Annotated in this window: 18 protein-coding genes and 1 pseudogene; 8 read left to right on the top strand and 11 right to left on the bottom strand. The window is 37.4% G+C overall.

The window, feature by feature from the left end:
• Position 1 precedes the first annotated feature (1 nt).
• A complete protein-coding gene (locus FNK51_RS08035) occupies positions 2–679 on the bottom strand; it encodes a response regulator transcription factor (RefSeq protein ID WP_141992994.1) in 678 nt (225 codons plus the stop codon).
• Positions 657–2,054 carry a HAMP domain-containing sensor histidine kinase gene (locus FNK51_RS08030; protein ID WP_141992993.1) on the bottom strand — a complete coding sequence of 466 codons (1,398 nt, stop codon included), beginning with the start codon at positions 2,052–2,054 and terminating at the stop codon, positions 657–659. Before FNK51_RS08030 ends, FNK51_RS08035 begins: the two co-directional genes overlap by 23 nt.
• A 998-nt stretch (positions 2,055–3,052) precedes the next feature.
• Between FNK51_RS08030 and chrS the strand changes: the two genes are divergently transcribed.
• Entirely contained in the window at positions 3,053–3,529 is a 477-nt protein-coding gene (gene chrS, locus FNK51_RS08025; RefSeq protein ID WP_034315019.1) for a chromate efflux transcriptional regulator ChrS, read from the top strand.
• A gap of 34 nt (positions 3,530–3,563) precedes the next feature.
• On the opposite strand, the gene chrA is transcribed toward chrS, so the two are convergent.
• From chrA to FNK51_RS08005, 4 genes are all read right to left on the bottom strand, one after another.
• Positions 3,564–4,118: a chromate efflux transporter ChrA gene (gene chrA, locus FNK51_RS08020; RefSeq protein WP_098373333.1), complete on the bottom strand. Its 555-nt coding sequence runs from the start codon at positions 4,116–4,118 to the stop codon at positions 3,564–3,566.
• Positions 4,118–4,705 (bottom strand): chromate efflux transporter ChrB, encoded by a 588-nt coding sequence (gene chrB, locus FNK51_RS08015; RefSeq protein WP_141992992.1) that lies wholly within the window; start codon positions 4,703–4,705, stop codon positions 4,118–4,120. Before chrB ends, chrA begins: the two co-directional genes overlap by 1 nt.
• A 308-nt stretch (positions 4,706–5,013) precedes the next feature.
• On the bottom strand, positions 5,014–5,886 hold the full coding sequence (locus tag FNK51_RS08010) for a DMT family transporter (RefSeq protein ID WP_141992991.1): 873 nt from the start codon (positions 5,884–5,886) through the stop codon (positions 5,014–5,016).
• Between the two features lie 723 nt (positions 5,887–6,609).
• On the bottom strand, positions 6,610–6,822 hold the full coding sequence (locus tag FNK51_RS08005) for a hypothetical protein (protein ID WP_141992990.1): 213 nt from the start codon (positions 6,820–6,822) through the stop codon (positions 6,610–6,612).
• A 457-nt stretch (positions 6,823–7,279) separates the two neighbouring features.
• On the opposite strand from FNK51_RS08005, the gene FNK51_RS08000 reads away from it, so the two are divergent.
• Positions 7,280–7,642: a group I truncated hemoglobin gene (locus tag FNK51_RS08000; protein ID WP_098373329.1), complete on the top strand. Its 363-nt coding sequence runs from the start codon at positions 7,280–7,282 to the stop codon at positions 7,640–7,642.
• A 123-nt stretch (positions 7,643–7,765) separates the two neighbouring features.
• Here the strand turns inward: FNK51_RS08000 and FNK51_RS07995 are convergent, their stop codons facing one another.
• The gene (locus FNK51_RS07995) at positions 7,766–8,647 is read right to left on the bottom strand and encodes a LysR family transcriptional regulator (protein ID WP_141993026.1); all 882 of its coding nucleotides are present in this window, start codon (positions 8,645–8,647) and stop codon (positions 7,766–7,768) included.
• 200 nt (positions 8,648–8,847) lie between these two features.
• Between FNK51_RS07995 and FNK51_RS07990 the strand changes: the two genes are divergently transcribed.
• The 4 genes and pseudogenes from FNK51_RS07990 (at position 8,848) to FNK51_RS07980 (ending at position 12,527) form a co-directional block, all read left to right on the top strand.
• Positions 8,848–10,065: an MFS transporter gene (locus FNK51_RS07990; protein WP_141992989.1), complete on the top strand. Its 1,218-nt coding sequence runs from the start codon at positions 8,848–8,850 to the stop codon at positions 10,063–10,065.
• Between the two features lie 208 nt (positions 10,066–10,273).
• Positions 10,274–10,840 (top strand): annotated as a pseudogene (locus FNK51_RS27120) (cupin domain-containing protein); the annotation flags it as partial.
• A gap of 18 nt (positions 10,841–10,858) precedes the next feature.
• Complete coding sequence (locus FNK51_RS27115; RefSeq protein ID WP_286178607.1) at positions 10,859–11,191, top strand: DUF5661 family protein; 333 nt, start codon at positions 10,859–10,861, stop codon at positions 11,189–11,191.
• A gap of 478 nt (positions 11,192–11,669) precedes the next feature.
• Positions 11,670–12,527, top strand: a complete 858-nt coding sequence (locus tag FNK51_RS07980) for an MBL fold metallo-hydrolase (protein WP_141992988.1) — start codon at positions 11,670–11,672, stop codon at positions 12,525–12,527.
• 589 nt (positions 12,528–13,116) lie between these two features.
• On the opposite strand, the gene FNK51_RS07975 is transcribed toward FNK51_RS07980, so the two are convergent.
• From FNK51_RS07975 to FNK51_RS07960, 4 genes are all read right to left on the bottom strand, one after another.
• Positions 13,117–13,626, bottom strand: coding sequence for a DoxX family protein (locus FNK51_RS07975; protein WP_141992987.1), 510 nt, complete (start codon positions 13,624–13,626; stop codon positions 13,117–13,119).
• Between the two features lie 1,160 nt (positions 13,627–14,786).
• Positions 14,787–16,061 carry an FtsW/RodA/SpoVE family cell cycle protein gene (locus FNK51_RS07970; protein ID WP_141992986.1) on the bottom strand — a complete coding sequence of 425 codons (1,275 nt, stop codon included), beginning with the start codon at positions 16,059–16,061 and terminating at the stop codon, positions 14,787–14,789.
• On the bottom strand, positions 16,058–16,477 hold the full coding sequence (locus FNK51_RS07965; protein ID WP_141992985.1) for a PadR family transcriptional regulator: 420 nt from the start codon (positions 16,475–16,477) through the stop codon (positions 16,058–16,060). The genes FNK51_RS07970 and FNK51_RS07965 overlap by 4 nt, the downstream gene beginning before the upstream one ends.
• Positions 16,467–17,009 carry a sigma-70 family RNA polymerase sigma factor gene (locus FNK51_RS07960; protein ID WP_141992984.1) on the bottom strand — a complete coding sequence of 181 codons (543 nt, stop codon included), beginning with the start codon at positions 17,007–17,009 and terminating at the stop codon, positions 16,467–16,469. The genes FNK51_RS07965 and FNK51_RS07960 overlap by 11 nt, the downstream gene beginning before the upstream one ends.
• A gap of 335 nt (positions 17,010–17,344) precedes the next feature.
• On the opposite strand from FNK51_RS07960, the gene FNK51_RS07955 reads away from it, so the two are divergent.
• Both FNK51_RS07955 and FNK51_RS07950 read left to right on the top strand, forming a co-directional pair.
• Positions 17,345–17,815, top strand: coding sequence for a DinB family protein (locus FNK51_RS07955; protein ID WP_141992983.1), 471 nt, complete (start codon positions 17,345–17,347; stop codon positions 17,813–17,815).
• A gap of 329 nt (positions 17,816–18,144) precedes the next feature.
• A complete protein-coding gene (locus tag FNK51_RS07950; protein WP_053347531.1) occupies positions 18,145–18,585 on the top strand; it encodes an SRPBCC family protein in 441 nt (146 codons plus the stop codon).
• Positions 18,586–19,127: the final 542 nt, after the last annotated feature.

Below are 19,127 nucleotides of genomic sequence, written 5' to 3'. Positions count from 1 at the left end.
ATCAATCCACGGAACTCCATTTATAACCGATGCCCCAGACCGTTTTCAAATGTTGATCTGCAGGAAAACCGGCATGACGCAATTTCTCTCTAATATTTCGAATATGGGAATCGATTGTCCGATCTTCCGTATCCGTTTTAAATCCCCATATGGTCGAAAGGAGGTGGTCTCTGGAATACACTTGATCTGGGGATTTTAAAAACAAGCACAACAGTGAGAACTCTTTTGGTGTTAATGGGATTGGTTTGGTATGATAATGTGCTTCATAAGCGGATTCATTTAATTTTAGCCCCCTAAAGATCACATGATCATCCTGAATATGCACTCGCCGCGTGACCGCTTCGATTCTGGCAAGTAAAACATCTTCATTAAAGGGTTTCGTAATATAATCGTCTGCGCCCTTTTTCAACCCTTTCACCATTTCTTGTGCAGCATCCCGGGCTGTGAGCATGATTATGGGAATATTGGAAAACGCACGGATCCTTTCGCACGTTTTCCACCCATCCATCTCAGGCATCATTACATCAAGAAGTACTATGTCCGCATGTTTATGCCTTAAGAACTGTATGGCTTCATGTCCAGATTTAATCTTCACGCATGTATATCCGTGAGGTGTAATGTATAGATCTAATAGATCAAGCATTCTCTGTTCATCATCAACCAGAACTACTGTCTTCATTTGTTATCTCCTTAAATGTGATAGTGAAGCACGTTCCTTGCTTCAAGTCGCTTTTAACCGAAATGGTTCCTCCTTGTATCTCCACTAATTGCTTGACGATGGAGAGCCCCAATCCGAATCCACCGGTATCTCTGGCGCGTGATTTCTCGACACGATATAAACGATCAAAGATATGGGGGATATCTTCAGGGGGAATGCCAACTCCTTGATCGATTATGGAGATGGAAATCCTGCCAAGGCATTCAGTGGCTTTGATGGTGGTGACTGTATATTCGTTCGAGTACTTCAGCGCATTATCCAGCAGGTTAAGAATGACTTGCTCAAACCGTGAGGGATCTTTATCTATAAATAAATCATCCTTACATTCCAGATTCAATTGAATTCTTTCATTTGTAAAAGCCGGTAAAACTTTTTCGTGAATGTTTCGCAGGAATGAAGAGAGCTGGACGGTTTCTTTTGATATGGTGAATGTATTTAGATCCATTCTAGCCATATTGAATAGTTCGTCCAATAATCTGTTTAATCGTTCGGATTCATCATGGATGATCTCTAAATATCGTGATCGTTCGGAATCATCCAAATCTTTCCGTCGGGCAACGTCAGCATATCCCTTTATATAAGTTAGCGGCGTGCGCAGTTCATGAGAGATACTTGCCAAAAATTCATTCCGCTCCTTCTTTAAATAGTTCAATTCATCAGCCAAGCTTTGAATGGATTGGGCGAGCTCCCCGAGTTCATCATGAGATCGTACTGGCACAGTCACTGAAAAATTCCCTTTGCTGAGCTTGGTTGTCGCTTCCTTCATCGCTATCAGTGGTCTAGTTAAAGCCTTTGATAGAAAATAAATGATGACAAGCATGAAGAAAAGGAGCAAAGCGGTCGCAAGAAGGAAATGCCTATTCAATTGTGCGATTAAATCCTCCACATCTCTTGTATCTTTGAACATATAAACATAGCCTTTGTTTTCTTCATCGCTGATAAATGGCGTAACGGTGGCTATATATCTTTCATCCTTCCAACTCGATTGGATGATCAGACCTTTTCGAGGTACCTGCGGTAGGTTTTTAGCTAAGATTTTTTCCATTCCCCCATTTACCTTTTCGGAAGATATCAGAATATCTCCTCTTGTATCCGTAATCACGACATCTGTATCGTTATGTGATTCCATCAGGCCGATATGCTGAAGGGTTGAGCCGGAATACGTAATTTCCAACACATCACGATGACTATTGCCACGGGCCTTCAGTGAATCCAATTCCTGATTGACACGGGAATGTATCACTTTATTATGCAAGTAAACCATGGAAACGGTTTCTATCAAAAAAATGCAAACAAATATAGATAGTCCGAGCTTAAATGAGATTTTCAGGAGCATTCACCTTCTTATAGAATAAAGTCAGTTTAGCGAAAAAATATGAAGAAAGTATGCATTTTTTCAATTTCTTCGCATCTTCTTAAACAATAATACGGTTTTCAAAGGGAACAAGCCAATAAATTGGCGAGGTCATTAGCTTAATGCTGGAGGGAGCGGTTACGCGTTCATTAACGTACACAAACTGCCTTCAAGATGGTTCGGAGTGCATCCCGTTGTTATTAAAAAAATAGATGCTTATTCATTACTTGAATTTATATATACTAGTCTTATTTTAATCACCTATAACAATATGAAACTGCCAGGAAATTGGGCAGTTTTTTGATTTAGTTCATTCGAAATATTTTGTATTAAGGAAACATTTTGTCGTAAGTGAATACTATGTAAGAAAGGAGCTGAACCATATGAATTGTACAAACCGTACGCAGAAAAAAATAATCGCTTATTCCGCATTATTCAAAAAAATGGGCATTCTCAATGAAGAGGAATACAAAAACATCGCAAAGACTTTTCAAACTAAGGATTGAGCAAGTGTCCATTGGATCTATTCATTAACTTTCATCCTGCATTAAACGGTCTGTAAAACCCCCGCCTTTCAATTTTTCGAATGAGGAGGGGGGACTGCAGTCTGGCAGGTACTCATTTGCTCCCATTAATTACGGAGGAGGATGATGGTTTCCCTTACTATCTCTTAAGGGGTGTCGCTGATGCCGTCAATTTGTCCCGCTCTGATTCCTATCGGAATTCACCTGTTTGACGGCTTCGCTTTTAGCCATACATCTAGACGAAATGATGTATCCTAAGTTTGAAAAACTACATATATGATGGATGTTCATGGCAAATTGGAGGGGATTATTGAAAATGGGCAGGCCATATATTTTGGCTATCGCTTAATTTCTGCCGTTTTTAATGGAGGTTAAAAAGTGAAAAGGAAGATTGTTGTGATCCGCTGGTGTTCTCTGCGATAATGGAATAAAGAAATCGAAAAGGAGTTACGTAGGATGGCAGAGGACTTTAAGATTCCTAGCTTGAAAGTTGATGAGATCGATAAGAAAATCATTTCGGTTTTACATGAAGATGCGCGAATTTCGTATACCGACTTAGCGAAGAAAGTGGAGCTCTCCAGGGTTGCGGTTCAGATGAGAATCAATCATCTTGTTGAAAACGGTGTGATCGAGAGGTTCACAGCGGTCATAAATCCTGCTAAGGTCGGCATCCATGTTTCGGCATTCTTTAACGTTGAGGTTGAGCCTAAATATCTGGAATCGGTCGCACAGCAATTAGAAAGTGAACCGGCTGTAACGAGTTTATATCATATGACCGGTCCGAGTAAACTCCATATGCACGGAATCTTTACTGATAACCAGGAGATGGAACGTTTTCTCAATGAGAAGCTGTATGCGGTCGTCGGTGTTGTCAGCGTTGATTGCCAAATTCTCATTAAACGTTATAAAAGCCGGATGGGCATGAAGCTTTAAATGAAAAAATCCCCCTATATAGGTGGATTTTTTATTATAATGTGAGCGGGATGATAAAGCCGCCGTACGCAAAGGCAAGGATGATTACGAAGGCCGGGTGGATCTTGAATTTACCTAGGGCCAAAAAGGCCAATCCAGCGATGACGATTGAATGGATGTAGCCGATGGAACCGACGGCATCCTCGGCCATATTCCAGGTGAGCAATAACATCATGATCGCAATCACGGGCTGTACAAGCAGGGACATGCCTTTTACGATAGGCGATTGCTTGTATTTTCGTAGGATTTTTAATAAATATATCAAAGCCACGGCTGAAGGGATGATCGTGCCTGCCAATGCGGCTAGAAACCCTGGCCAGCCATATACATCATATCCGACATATGCGGCTATTTTCGTGGCGATCGGTCCTGGGAGTGAATTTCCTAACGCAAGCATTTGTGAGAACTCGGTATTATCAAGCCAGCCATAACGAGTGACGATTTGATCATACATAAGCGGAATCGAGGCTGGACCTCCGCCATAACCAAGAATATTGGCAATGAAAAACGCTAGAAAAACAGCAACTCCTATTGGGATAATAAGACCCATTAAGTGGATTCCTCCTTCCTATTAACCTTTTTATTTTTCAATCTTTCCTTTAATTTATAATGGAAAGCACCATATAAAAGGAAAATCATAATGACGATACCCGGATGCAGGGAAATGACCTGCAGAAGCAAAAAGGAAATCGCAAAGAAGGTGATACCGAGCACCTTTCCTAACCCTTTTACCGTCTTTTCGCCAAACTCATAAGCCATTTGACCAAGCATGACAGCAACAACCGGCATTACAGCAGCGATCATATTACTGATCATTGCCGAATTACTTAAAACATTAATGAATGCAATCAAGAAAACCATCGCAATGCATGAAGGTAAAACGTGAGCGGCCACGCTGACGATGGCTCCAGGCCAGCCTTTTAATTTATAACCAAGATATGCTGCCATCTTAGTGGCAATAGGTCCTGGGAGTGTATTGGCAATCGCCAAAGTGTCCCCGAATTCATCATCGCCGAGCCAGTGATAACGGGAAACTGCTTCGTGGCGGATGAGCGGGATGACAGATGGCCCGCCGCCGAAACCTAAAATCCCCGTTCTCATCATCCCGATCGTCAATTCCGTATATGGATTTTTCAAGAACGATTCCTCCTTGGTTTTGGAATTCTTTTCCATGGTTATGAATTAATGATAACAAAAACGCTTTCGAAATGTACATGAAATCATGAAAATAATTACGTAATGAATGTATAAAAGGTATATTTCAATGCAATAGGTTGAAGTAAATAAAAAAACATCTTTTTGTCTTAAGAAATAAAAATTGGATTACCTAAGAAAAACAAACAAGTAAAAATACAAAAAGTACACTATAGGCAGACCTTTTTTTAAAGTGACTGCTCTATAGGGTACTTTTTAAAATATAACTCTAATAAACTTTTTAATATGGGTTATTCTTCCCGAATGACTAATAACACACCAATAAAAATTAATATTGTACCTATCCAAAAAGACAAGCCGATTTGTTCACCTAGTATTAACCAACCTAAAAAAGTACCAACTATAGGTTGTAAAAAGAAAAATAATCCCCCACTTGATGCGGTTAGCATTTGCAGTCCGCGATTCCACAGTAAAAAGGCACATGCTGTGGAAATAACGCCCAAGTATAAAAGGCCGCCCCATATGGATGGATGCATGATTGCTTGAAAATCAAGCTCATCTAATCGACTAATCGTAACAGGTGTTAAAAAGACAATTGCCACAAGCACTGCATATGTCGTTATAACAATTTGTGAATATTGCCCAGGTATTCGTTTAATTAGAACAGACATAAGTGCCCAAGTTAATGCAGCAATAAGCAGTGATACGCCCCCAAGTTGGTAAGATGAGCCAATATGGGCATTTCCGACAATGATACCGACACCGATCGTCGCTAAAATAACAGAAATTGATTTTTTAAAAGTAATCTTTTCTTTTAAAACGATACGTGCAAATATCACCATAAATGCAGGTGTTGTCGAAGTAATGATGGCTCCCATTTGTGCAGTGGATAGTAGCGTACCGACTTCCTGGGTTACAATAGAAGTTGTGTTTCCAACAAGTCCTATAATGAAAACCAAAAGCCAGTCTCGTTTTTCAATCCGCCAAGATTGTTTTGTTATAAAACCAATTGTCAGCAATGCTAAAATCGCAATTACATATCGTAATAATACTAATTCAAGTGGTGGAACAACCTCTACCACAACTTTTACCACAACATACATCCCGCCCCAAATGCTAGCAGCGAGTGATAAATATAAAGAACCTAATATAGTGTTTTTCATTTTGTACCCTCCGTTTTAACTAAATATTCCCAGTCCTTAACGGAGATGCAATTTTCAACCGTTAAGGAAGAATAACTGCAGGTACATCATTTTCGAATAGCGGTGACCACAACATCAGCTTTCAGCTCTCTTTCAAAAATATTCTTTCAATAATTTTAGTTAATTATAAAGCTATACCGAGCTTCATTCGATTCAAAAATCAGTAAGTTATATTAAATATAAAGGATTTTAGTTATTTATAAAAGAACAAAAAATAGTTTTAGACACAGCGTACCATTAGAAAAACAACTCCCTTGAAAATCTTCCATTAAAAAACTACTTTACACATTGAAGCCAATTTATCCGGCGTGATTGCAAAAGAGGGACCGGTTAACGTAGATGTAGAAACCACAACTAGAAACCCCACCAGTTGTTAATAGGAAAAGGTGGGGTTTTGTTAGGTGTTTTAAGCTTTAGTATACTGTCTCGATTGACGAATAATCTTTGCTTTTTTTTAAATGTAAGATTGAAAAATGGATTCTAGTTGGAATGAAAAGAGGGATTTATAGGGAAGGGAAACAAATGGTACAGTAATGATGTTAGTCAAATTGTCGGCAGCGGTAATGATGAAGTAATAAAGCTGGAAAGAAAAAACGTGGATTAGGATTAAAAGGCTCCCTTAAAGAGTTTAATCCTAATCCACCATTAAGTTGAATTTTTTAGTGCATGACCTTTCCAGAAGCATCACAAGCGGTTATATTTTCTTTCGATTTTCCTGAACTCATCCGAAAGCTCAAATAAGGTGTGTAATACTGCTGTTTGAATATATAGATTCATATAATTATCATTACTTTTCTTTTGAAAAGATAAATCATGTTTTTCATTAATTTTCTGAGTTATACATTCATTAATTTCGCGCCACATTTCTTTTGTTCCTTCTTTAATTTTAGTCTCCATAATCTCCCACTCCTTTTTTATTAGTTTATCCAATCTATTACATTCTTATACTTATTTTTTGGCCAATCTGGTAACTTTTTTATTTTAAAATTAATACTGTTCAAGTTATGATTCTTTGAGTAGGAAAAGGAAAGAGAAGCGACTATAGTGTTAGTCCACTATTAGTTTTTTGTAGAAATTAATAACCTCTAATGGATGATGACTTCTCCTTATTTTTCGAGTTTGTATTCAAACAGCAGGATACCCAAAGGGCTAATGAACTACAGGTTCTTTGCTTCATTAAGGGAGTTTGCTTTGGCAGCACACTTATGGAGTTAAAGGGAAAGGATAGCTGCATAAGATCATATGGTGCCGGAGCGGCTTATTTTCAATTAAAGGGATTTGATGAAAGATAAGGAATAAAAACGAAATAATCTACAGAAAATACTTCTATTAACTACAAAATAGGAGTGTATATATGGAACAAACACTTTATGAAAAAGTTGGCGGAGAAGAAGCGATAGCAAAAGTTGTGGACTATTTTTACTCCGAGTTGGTTCTTAAGGATGATACAGTTAATCATTTTTTTGAAAAGACGGATATGGAAAAACAACGCCGTCATCAGACAAAATTTATTAGTTTTGCATTAGGTGGTCCAAAACAATATTCTGGACAATCCATGGCAAAAGCTCACCAAGGATTGAATCTGCAACCAGCCCATTTTGATGCCATTGTAAAACATCTAAACGATGCACTTGCTCACTTTGGAGTGAATGAAGCCGACATAGATACAGCTTTAACTAAAGTTGCTTCATTAAGAGATGATATCTTGTATAAATAACCGATATTTAGCTAAAAGGTACTTTGCTTCAGGAGCTGACTAGCAGCTCCTTTTCTTATGGAAGTAAAGGGAGTTCCATAGGGGGATTATTAAATAAAATTTAGCTCAAAAGAATGACCACTCCTACTCTTCGTAGGAATGGTCCAAAATAAATTGTTTGAATTTTTGAGTTGCAGGTGATAAATATCTTCCCTCTACCCAAGCAATTCCAATTGTCCGTTGGCAATGCGGACTTTTGATAGGTATTTTTGTTATTTTACTTTGGTCTGTCCCCTTTAAGTTCGGCAGAATTGAAATTCCCAGTCCAGCAGCGACAAGCCCTGCAACGGTGTCTGCTTCCTCTCCTTCAAATGTAATCTTAGGTGTAATTCCCGCTTCCTTAAAAGCTTGCTCGATGGTGATACGAAGGGAAAAACCTTCTTTTAAAGAGATAAAAGCTTCATCTGAAATTTCTTCTAACGTAATATTTTTACGATTAGAGTATTTGTGGGCTTTAGGGACAATAACAAAAAGTTCTTCTTTCCAAAGCTGTCTCCATACAATTGGTGATTTAATCTCCATTGAAGCAATTAGACAAAGATCGAATTCTCCTGATTGCATCTGATCAATAAGGTTATGGGAGGGACCTTGTCCGAGACGAAAATTGATTTTAGGATGGCAGGCACGAAAGGAAGCGAGTAAATCAGGTATATGACTTGTACTTAAAGTGTGCAGAAACCCTAGCGACACTTCTCCCTGCTCTGGATCAAGTAAATCTTTTATTTCTTGCTTACCTTCATGGAATTCCTTCATCATATTATCCACATGCTTTAAAAAGATATGACCATATTTATTTAATCTAATCGAACGTCCCTGACGTTCAAATAAAGGCACACCTATTTCATCCTCAAATCGGGCAATCGAACGGCTAAGGGCAGGCTGGGAAATTGATAGGGCTTCTGCAGCATGGGTCACGTGTTGCATTCGTGCCAGTGTTTGAAAATATTCGAACTGTTGCCATTCCATTCTATAACACCTATTTCCATCTGATTTTTTCATTACATATATGCATTAAAAACATTAATATAATGAATTATACATCATAAAAAATCGGTGGTACTATAAAAATCAGAAAAACATCAGGATTATTCTCAAAAAAATAATTTCTTAAAGGGATGATTTTTTATGCAACAAGTGGGAAACCACATGAATTGGGTAAATGTATTATGAGTTACATACAACAAGGTACGCCGCTCTTTCGCAAAACCAGCTTTGCTTTCTTTGCAGCTGGTTTCAATACATTTGCAATTCTTTATTGCGTACAGCCTTTAATGCCAGAATTCTCAAAAGAATTCAGTATAAACCCAACTACAGCAAGTCTATCTCTCTCAATAACAACAATGGTTCTTGCCATCAGCATGCTAATATTTGGTTCTTTGTCAGAAGTATGGGGACGCAAGCCTATCATGGTCAGTTCAATGCTCGCTGCTTCTGTGTTTTGCATTCTCACAGCATTCAGTCCTAATTTTCATTTTCTGTTGGTGTTTCGAACTATTGAAGGAATTTCATTGGCGGGTCTGCCCTCTATAGCAATGGCTTATCTTGGGGAAGAAATAGAATCCAAGAGTCTAGGCACAGCAATGGGTCTATATATATGTGGCAATTCAATTGGTGCTGTTTTTGGCAGAGTTTTCTCAGGTATGTTGAGTGACTACTTTGGCTGGCACATAGCAATAGGGGGAATTGGTATCACAAGTTTAGCTGCCACCCTGATTTTTTGGAAATGCCTACCACCTTCGCGGAATTTCAAAGCTCGTCAATTAAAAATTGGAAAGTTAGGTAAATCATTAATTGACCATCTGAAAGATCCCGTTTTGATTTGTCTATTTGTTATGGGATTTTTACTTTTAGGCAGTAATGTTGCGTTGTTCAATTATATTGCTTATGCATTACTTGAAGGGCCTTACTCATTAAGTCAAACATTTGTAAGTTGGATATTCTTAATTATGATAATTGGAATGTTTAGCTCTGTCTGGACTGGGAAATTGGTGGATCGTCACGGTAAGCAAAAAATATTATTCATTAGCTTATTAATTACATTGACCGGTGTCTGTTTGACTTTGGATACTCATTTATTTATTAAAATACTTGGACTTGGATTGTTTACTTTTGGATTCTTTGGAGGTCATTCGATTGCAAGCAGCTGGGTCGGTCAACGTGCATTACAAAACAAAGCACAAGCCTCCTCATTATATTTATTTCTTTACTATACTGGCTCAAGTGTAGGAGGAACACTAGGAGGGGTGTTTTGGTCCACATACGGATGGGGGGGAGTAATCAGCATGAATGTTGGCTTCCTCATGATTGGTTTTATGCTTTGGGCGTGCGTTTCAAAAATTGTACTGAATTCGAAGAAAGTTACTAAGGTAGTCGAATTTGATTAATAATAGGTATTAGATTGTGAAGAAAAACACTTAAACTATCGGGGCAGGATAGTTGCAGAAGGAATTTCCTTATTTGAATTGTTCCATTAGATTGAGCAAATGTTAACGGCTAATCATTTTCCTTTAATTGGGTAACCCTGAGTATTAGTACATTTCCTTAACATAGTGAATAGGATAATTAAAAAAATCTTTGAAGGCGTTGAGAAAAATGTATGATGCTCCTTTTTCGTATCCCCACCAATATCAATATCAAAATCCTTATTATTTTAATGTACCAATAATTAACAATATGATACAGCACAAATGCTGGACTACACATGATGTTGCTAACCGATTGGATTTTTTTCAATCATCAATTGGAAGGAATGAAATCGGACTAAAAGATTATGGACAGAAACCATTTGTAATCAATATTAATGAAGCTACAAAACAAAACAATAACTACCGTACCGCATTATGGACAGGAAATCATTTTCAAGTTACATTGATGAGCCTTAAAGCTGGGGAAGATATCGGTTTAGAAATTCACCCTAACGTTGACCAATTTTTACGCATTGAACAAGGTAAAGGGATTGTTCAAATGGGCAAGAGAAAAGATAATTTAAACTTTGTACGAAATGTTGATGATGATTTTGCCATTATGATACCTGCTGGAACATGGCATAATGTAACCAATACAGGTAATATCCCGTTGGAAATTTATTCTATATACGCACCTCCACAACATCCATTTGGCACGGTACATGTAACTAAAGCAGACGCTTTGGCTGCAGAACACCGTTCTGACTGTGATATGCACTATTCTCATCCAACAAAGTATCTAAATAGGATTCAAACAAATAATTTTAACATCGTAAAAACAAGCTTTTCTAAGGAGGAAGCAGCAGCGATAGCTTTACTTTTAGGCATTGATTTTAATAAAAGCAAGTTTGATTTAGATGAGTTTTGGATGGGAGTAAATACCGAGCTTGAACATGGAAAAATATCCAGCCAAACAAATGTAACTGGTGATGATCCTATTATAACGGGGAAAATTGCCCTAGCTCATCTTCACGAGTTCCCTGATTACTACAAAAGACTAAAGGTGCTTGAGGAAGAAGCAAAAGCCTATTGGAACATGGGTTAAATGATAAGAACAACTCATATTTTCAAGCGAGTTTGTGAAATGTTTTACTTAAACTAATGGGTGCGTTAGGTCACTAAAAGAAAAAGGAGAGTACATAGTATACATGGCTAATATGTACTCTCCTTTATTAAGGTTTTTTAAAATTAGTTATAGAAAACTTCAGCTCGGTTATGAAGCCACCGTCCTCGGAGGGTTGCCAAAACGAGCAGTTCACTGTGCGGTAAAAAGTGAGCAATTGTTGAAAATCGTAATAAGTTGTACTGTAGCTTTTTTCGAATGGGGGAAATCATTTTCTTCATTGTATTGAATAATTGGGCCACTCTCGAGTAGCTCCCATCTTTCATAAAAGAGTTGGGTACGTTTGTTATCATTCGCAGTAACTCACGAAATATAATCAAATACTTTTAAAAAAACGACAAAGGGTTTATTAAGATACTTAAGGAATTACTGAAGTATAGTATCTTTAGGGGGAAAGTATATGCAAACTTTGGAAAAAATCAGCAATCGATGTTGGTATCAAACACCTGTTTCAGAAACGGATAGACCTATTCTAGGAGTAGTGGTTGGAGAAAACAGATCGTTAATGATTGATGCAGGAAATTCAGAAGCACATGCTAATTGTTTTCTTAAAGAGCTTAAAGAACAAGGTATTCCACTTCCAAGCATCGTTGTGCTTACACATTGGCACTGGGATCATATTTTTGGTTTGTCTGCTTTGAATATGCTGTCAGTTGCTTCTATTCAAACGAAAGCTAAAATTAAGAACCTTGTTTCGTACGAATGGACAGATTCTGCTTTAGAAGAACGAGTGAAATCGGGATTGGAAATTGAATTTTGTGCCAATGCAATCAAAAAAGAATTTGGAAGTGAAAGAAATATTATCATTTCATTACCAAATTTAGCCTTTGAACAGAGAGTGGAGCTTGATCTAGGAGGAGTATCTTGTCTTTTGCAGCATGTAGGTGGCAATCATTCCCCAGACTCTATCATTGTCTATATCAAAGAAGAAAAAATACTATTCCTTGGCGACTCTATTTATGCAGATATCTATTCAAACAAAAGGAATTATACGACTAAAAGTACGATTCAATTATTAGACACAATCGATCAATTTGATGCTGAAATCTATGTCCTATCCCATTGGAAGCCAATATCGAAGGAAGAATATCAGAAAGAAGCAATACTATTAAGGACTGTAGCCACATTGACAGATCAATATAAGGGACGCTTTGAAGATATAAAGAAATCTTATCAACTCAAGCTAAACAGAGAGCTAAATGAAGAAGAGCTTGAAACGATTGGATACTTTGTGAACGGGTTCGAAATAAATAATTAGTTTTATAAGAATTCCTATTTAGTTAACGGTGGGCATTTTATAAAATTGGAGACGATGCCTTTCTTATAGAACTATCAGGTGCGTTAGTTGAAGACATAAATGAATTTGAAGCTATGATCATAGCTCTTTTTTAGTGGTACTAAAGTTAGCTTAGTTTTATATAACTTAAATACTTTGGATTATTTTACCCTTATGAATAATTACTCATCATTGTTATTATTTTCTTAAAGGTTTAAATTACTTTACTGATCTTGAGTTTAATTTTGATATCGTTAATTCACCATTAAGGAATGTGGTTTACTGTGAGATCAATAAATAAAATTAACTTAGTTACAAAGTTATTAATTTTAATAATTTTTTTCTGTTTTAATACATATATTTGTTTTATGCAAGAGACAAAACAGAGGGCATGGTTACTGCGTTTATAGGTATCTTTCTAGCGATTTTAGTTGCAATTATTGGGTATAGATAAGAAGCAAAGATAATCGGATTTTCTACTCCCAAATACCTTTTAATTATCAGGTGATACTTCCAAAAAAAGAGGTCGGGATCACTTATCCCGACCTCTTTTTTAATACTCTACTCTTTGTTAAGCTACCTTTTTTTCCTCTATTGTTCTGTTAGTAAATAGTTTTTCTTTAAGAGTAGGTATAATCATGCCATCTACCCCATACCTTCCTGCATTCATAGCAGAAACTAGGATAAACATAGATAATAGAACAAGTTGTGGATTGGTACTTGTCGTGCCACTAAACAGATAAGAGAAGTTCATAACTAGACCAAAAAAGACAGCTGTTTTAGTGAAACAACCCAGCAATAATCCTATCCCGACGAGGAATTCTCCCCAAGGTACTAACGTATTGAATATCTCTACATTAGGAATGGCTACATTTTCAAGGAATGCAACCCACCATCCCTGAACAGCCGGATGCTCTCCAGTTGAATTTGCCAACGCACCCTGTAAGAAACCAGAAGCATCAAATTGTCCGCCTGTTAATTTCCCCCAGCCAGCCATAACCCATGTATATCCGAGATACACACGCAAAAAGGCTAAAAGAATGGAGACATTTTTGTTAAGCCTTAAAAGATCAATAAACATACTTTTCCTCCCTATAAATAAAAAATAATGACTAGGAGATATAATAACATAATTGAAAACGATTTTCATTATCGATTATGAAATATTATATAAATAATCCCCTTTTAATACAATTTGAGGTAATATAGACCACACTAAGGATACATAGAAGATCGGAGCTGTCTTTAAGGCAGCTCTTTACTTATTGAACTAGAGGGGCAGGATAGTTGAAGAACGAATATGGTTTTTTATGGTAAAATAAACTTTATTACCTTCATTAAGAGTCTACTTTCAATATGAAATTAGATGATAGATGGGAGATATTCTATTTATATTAATAATTGCTTTTGCTAGGGTAATTATTGCTATTACCGGTTTCATTTTTATATTAGGTCGAAGGATATTTGAACCGAAGAAAGAGCTACAACAAAGAATTGTTAATCTCGAAGAAGAGGTTTGGAAATTAAAATTCAAAAATAACAATCTAAGCAAGCTTTAATGATCAGGTTACAGAGGAAGTCTTAACTGTTCTGTGGGTTTCCATTAACGCAATAGTATATTCCACTATTGCATATCTACTAATGCTCCTCATAAAATCCAATTTTATTGCTTTATCCGTTCCATTCGTTTTTTACCATGTTTTTAACTTTGTATCGGGTGTGCTAGGTGTACCAAATTTTTCACCATTAAGCACGATTTTCCCATTCAGTATTGATCAACAGCCTTTATGGACTGTACTAATTCCGTTTTCAGTTCTTTTAATTAGTTTAATAGCTCTCTTATTATTCGCACTTCGTAAACGAGGCGGAATGGGTGATATAATCCATGGAACAACGTAAATATCGGGTGAAGAGGTTATAAAGGGTTACCTTGCTCGACAAGAAAAGAATCCATTTTAATCAATCTTATTTCAAAATGGATTCTTTTTATTTACGCTGGAATATGGGGGGCAGGTGAAAATTTTGATCAAGCTTGATTCCAAAAATACACATAGATCTTAATTAGTTCTATATTTTGATAAATCGACTTACTGATCATTTTTCAGTTCCTATATATTCAACTTTTAGGGAATTTTCCACCTGATAATTATCCTCAGGATTCAATGCATCTTTCAAAGCTTCATGCCTTTACCGATTCCTAGTTTCTTCAGAAAAGAGAGTATGAGCTACAGTACCATACTCTCATATTTTCTTCATCAGTATAATATTTTTTTTGTGATACACACTTAAAACCAGGCCAAACAAGCAGGCGGTAATCATCGCTGATAAAGCACCATAACTCATAAATGGCAGGGATACGCTTATTATTGGTAATAAGCCGAGAGACATTCCGATGCTGACAGTTACCTGTGCAGTGAATATGGCAAAACTGCCGGAAACAAGCATTTTCCCAAATGGGTCTTTAACAGTTTGGAATATACGAGAGATTCGCCAGATCATCCATAAAAACAGCAGACCAATGAGCAAGGCCCCGGCCCAGCCAAGCGTATAGGTAATCGTTACAAAGATAAAATCCGTCATCATTTCATTTGAAAAATCAATCTTCCCGAGGGAACCAAAATGTCCAAACCATCCGGCATCTTCAATTAGCTTTTCCAGTTTCAAATACATATACCCCGATGTCTCACTGAATTTTTCAGGCGTAACGAACGCAAAAAGTCTTTCAAATTGATAGGCCCTTATATCTTTCAAGGATATAAGCAGAAGTGAAACACATGTAGTAAGCAGGACCGCTGCAGTGATAAGGATTTTCCTTTTATTTAGGCTGCTCTTCCAGACCATTACAGCAACCATCAATGAATAAAGCACCGTCGCCTGCAAGTTGGTTGTAAACATAAACAAAAAGGCAGAACAAACGTATAAAATGGCAGCCAAATAAACATTCATCTTTTTTGATTGCAGCATTCCGGCCCAGGCAAGCAGAAAAAGTGGCAGAACTACAATCGAACTGACCGACAATAAACCCATAATATTAATTCGAGGACTGCCGTTCACTAATACATTGGAAAATTGGAACTGAAAAAGAATCAGACATCCTATCGTAAAGAAAACCCAGCCCCATCTCTGAAATTTCCGATAATCGAAAAAAAGAATGACACAGGCCAAAATTACACTTCCTGTGACAGAATATACCTGATTCAGCACTGAAAATGAATTACCATCCTTAAATAAGAACCAAAACAAAAACAGGCCCGTAGCTGACATGAACAGAAACATGCTCATTAGCTTCCAATCAATCTTCGGCCTGTGCAGCTTGTCCATCTTCTGCCCAATGTCAGAGGGGCTTCCCATATTCCGGACAGCCAGTTCCTCTGCTTCATCCTCTTTATATCCTTTTTTGACCAGTTCAGTTTTAGCTTGATGCAGATGGGCTTTTAATTCAGCTTCTATATATTTTTTTGCTTCTTTTGATCGGATATACGACGAAACCTCATCTAAAAAATGATTGCTTCTCAATCGGTTCTTCCTCCTTCAAACGCTGTCCGCCAACTAGCAGAGGCGGAACCACTTTTAGATTCCTTTTTCTTTAGCCACTTTTTCGCACGTTCATCCAAGGAATAGAGCTTCCTTTCTTCAGTTTCCCAAAAAGACTGGAGCCAGCCTTCCTTCTCAAGCTCATGCAACGTAGCATACAAGGAGCCTTCGTTATTTTCAAATTTCCGGATGCCTTTCTGGTAAAGAGATTTATTAATTTGATAACCATTTTTCTCCTTATCCAATGATCTGAAAATACCAATCAAGATGTCTTCCCTACTTACATCCTGCTTTTCGATAGCAGTATGGATGGAGTTTCTATGGTTTTCAGTGAATTTCAAATCAAGAAATGTATGCTTTTTCATAGCCGATTTCAAGCGTGTTAATTTATCTTCCATCGGTGGATTCCTCCCAATAGGTTTTTAACCGTCTTTTCGCTTGGCGCATCCGGGTCTTCACCGTTCCAAGTTTGACCCCGGTAATTTCAGAAATCTCCTTGAGCTTCATTTCCTGAAAATAATGGAGATAAATGAGCTCGCGATACTGGATTGGCAGTTCCATGACTGCATCAGCAAGCTGCCTGTCTTCATCCTGCTGAATGATCTCTTCTTCCACATTATCGGTAGAAGTCCATTCCTGCTCTTCTTCCGCAGTCGAAACTTTGCGGAAGTACCAGCTTTTCCTATAATCCTTACAATGGTTAATAGCAATTCTCCAAAGCCACGTCCTTATATTTGATTGTTGGTTATACGTGGGTAGCGCCTTATAGCATTTGATGAAAATCTCCTGTGTCAGGTCCTCTGCCACAACTGCATCTTTTACATAGGAATAGACCAATTGCAGAATATCCTGGCCATAAAGGGACATGATTTCATCCAGTAAGGATTTGTCATCTTTCATTTGAGACCATTTCAACACAAACTCCTCCAAAACAGTTCACACTTCCTTCCCTAGTTATAGACGATTGTACTTATAAGAAGGTTTTCTGTTTTTTAAAATTAAACCTTTGTTACTATGAAGTACAGCTAAAAATATAGAAAACATTTTAAGAATCAGTACAGCAATAGTAGAAAATCCTTGCCTGACAACATCCAATCAGAAAAGTTTAACCGGTTATAAACATGATAAACCGAAATAAATACTAGAATTTTTTTCTTATAGAACTATAGGGGCAGATTAGTTGAATAAGAAAAAGATATTAAAGGATTATTATGATAAAACAAGAATATAAATTGAAGAAGGTTTTGGGAAAAGGTGGGACAAAAATGGAAGCGTTGATTGAAGAGTATGGTCGTGGATACGCAATGATTCGGAAAGCTATCGAAGGATTAGCGGAGGAGGAGCTTCGTTTCAAGCCCGCACCGGACAAGTGGAGCATCCATCACATTCTCATCCATGTGACGGATGCTGAGGTCTTGTCTACACATCGGCTGAAAAAAGTCTTGGCGGAGCAGGAGCCACTTCTGCTTTCGTTTGACCAAGACGCATGGGCGAATGGCTTGGGGTATGATCTGTTGGACCGTGAACAGTATTTGCTCCTGTTCCAATTGCTGCGTTCCAGTATGCAGCCCATTCTGGACCATCTGACAAATGAACAAAGCGAGCGGGTGGGGGTATATGACGATGCAGAGCGGTGCACATTTAAGCAATTGCTGGAATTCCGTGTTGAGCATGTTCGAGGACACCTTGCCCAGATTGAGAGGGTGAGGGAAGCGTATCGGCAGAGCAAAGTATAATGTCTGTTAAATTTATAGAACTAACGGGTGCGTTAGCTGAAGATCGGAGCTGTCTTAAGGCAGCTTTTTCTTATGCAACTATCGGGGCAGGATAGTTCCATAAGGAATACTGTTAAGTGACATTAAAGTCGTTTAAAAACGTCAGTCTTGTTATTCCATTAAAGGGTCGGATTGTGGAGGATTGGAAAATTTTGATTCTACAAATAATTGTGGGATTGGAAGAAGGAAAGCTATGTATAATTAGTGATGTAAGTTTATGCTTTTTATGTAATAATTATTTTGTAGAAATGTAAAGTTATAATACATACATAGTGAAGGTGGGGATCATAATGGCAACGGGAACGCATACTGTAGTAGTTCCAGTAGATGTACAAGCAGTTTGGGATTATGTCAGTGATCTCGAAAAATGGGCAACGACAGTACCAGCCTATAAAGAACATGAAATCATAAATGACAAGCAATCTATTTGGACATTTGAAGGTAGTGTGAAAGGTATTAAAAAAACAATACAAGCGCAGGTAGATATTACCGAATGGAATGAACCTTCAAATATTAAGTTTGAACTAAAAGGTTTATCAGATAATTTTACAGGAAGCGGTCACTTTACTGCAGAAGATGTTAATGGTAAAACAATAATGACTTGTACGGTGGAAATCCATGCAGGCGGATTATCTGGTGCGGTGTTAACACCAATTATTAAATGGGCTGTTCCAAAAGTAGCATCTCGTTTAACAGAATCTATCGCACGTAAAATTGCAGTATTCTCATAGTTTTCAAAGATTGAAAGCCAATTCATTTTGGAGATACCTTCTCTGAAGTATAGATGGTAACATTCTGAAGTGACCAATATAATGATATCGAGCTCTACTAGAAATTTTATAATTAGCGGAAAGGGGGCTGTCCAAAAAGGATGGCCTCTTTTTTTCAATATTCCAGAATCGCTTTTCTTAATGAACTAAGGGGTGCGTTAGCTGAAGATTGGAGCTGTCTTTAAGGCAGCTTTTCCTTATGGAACTAACGGGGCAGGATAGTTCCATAAGGAATACTGTTAAGTGACATTAAAGTTGTTTTAAAAACGTCAGTCATGTTATTCCATTAAAGGGACAGATTGCCGAGGAAACAGTTGAAACATATATATGGAAAATTATTTGAAAGGATATACTAAGATGAGTTCGATGATATTTAACCCTTATTTGGGGACATTTTGGCTACCATCGGAGGTTCATTAACAAAGCGTAGTTAGAGGAGATTAAAATGGAGAAGCAGGCTGTTTTATTTCATTCATTAGAGGGTGAAAAAATCTACTTCAAAG

Origin of the sequence: Bacillus sp. B4EP4a, assembly GCF_006680105.1 — a bacterium.
Lineage (GTDB): Bacteria > Bacillota > Bacilli > Bacillales > DSM-1321 > Peribacillus > Peribacillus simplex_E.
The sequence above is the reverse complement of the archived record's forward strand: the minus strand, read 5'-3'. Positions and strand labels throughout refer to the sequence as shown.

Coding starts and splice junctions, on each gene's coding strand:
- FNK51_RS08035 (WP_141992994.1), bottom strand. CDS start 679: ATGAAGACAGTAGTTCTGGTTGATGATGAACAGAGAATGCTTGATCTA.
- FNK51_RS08030 (WP_141992993.1), bottom strand. CDS start 2,054: ATGCTCCTGAAAATCTCATTTAAGCTCGGACTATCTATATTTGTTTGC.
- chrS (WP_034315019.1), top strand. CDS start 3,053: ATGGCAGAGGACTTTAAGATTCCTAGCTTGAAAGTTGATGAGATCGAT.
- chrA (WP_098373333.1), bottom strand. CDS start 4,118: ATGGGTCTTATTATCCCAATAGGAGTTGCTGTTTTTCTAGCGTTTTTC.
- FNK51_RS08010 (WP_141992991.1), bottom strand. CDS start 5,886: ATGAAAAACACTATATTAGGTTCTTTATATTTATCACTCGCTGCTAGC.
- FNK51_RS08005 (WP_141992990.1), bottom strand. CDS start 6,822: ATGGAGACTAAAATTAAAGAAGGAACAAAAGAAATGTGGCGCGAAATT.
- FNK51_RS08000 (WP_098373329.1), top strand. CDS start 7,280: ATGGAACAAACACTTTATGAAAAAGTTGGCGGAGAAGAAGCGATAGCA.
- FNK51_RS07995 (WP_141993026.1), bottom strand. CDS start 8,647: ATGGAATGGCAACAGTTCGAATATTTTCAAACACTGGCACGAATGCAA.
- FNK51_RS07990 (WP_141992989.1), top strand. CDS start 8,848: ATGAGTTACATACAACAAGGTACGCCGCTCTTTCGCAAAACCAGCTTT.
- FNK51_RS27115 (WP_286178607.1), top strand. CDS start 10,859: ATGCACTATTCTCATCCAACAAAGTATCTAAATAGGATTCAAACAAAT.
- FNK51_RS07980 (WP_141992988.1), top strand. CDS start 11,670: ATGCAAACTTTGGAAAAAATCAGCAATCGATGTTGGTATCAAACACCT.
- FNK51_RS07975 (WP_141992987.1), bottom strand. CDS start 13,626: ATGTTTATTGATCTTTTAAGGCTTAACAAAAATGTCTCCATTCTTTTA.
- FNK51_RS07965 (WP_141992985.1), bottom strand. CDS start 16,477: ATGGAAGATAAATTAACACGCTTGAAATCGGCTATGAAAAAGCATACA.
- FNK51_RS07955 (WP_141992983.1), top strand. CDS start 17,345: ATGGAAGCGTTGATTGAAGAGTATGGTCGTGGATACGCAATGATTCGG.
- FNK51_RS07950 (WP_053347531.1), top strand. CDS start 18,145: ATGGCAACGGGAACGCATACTGTAGTAGTTCCAGTAGATGTACAAGCA.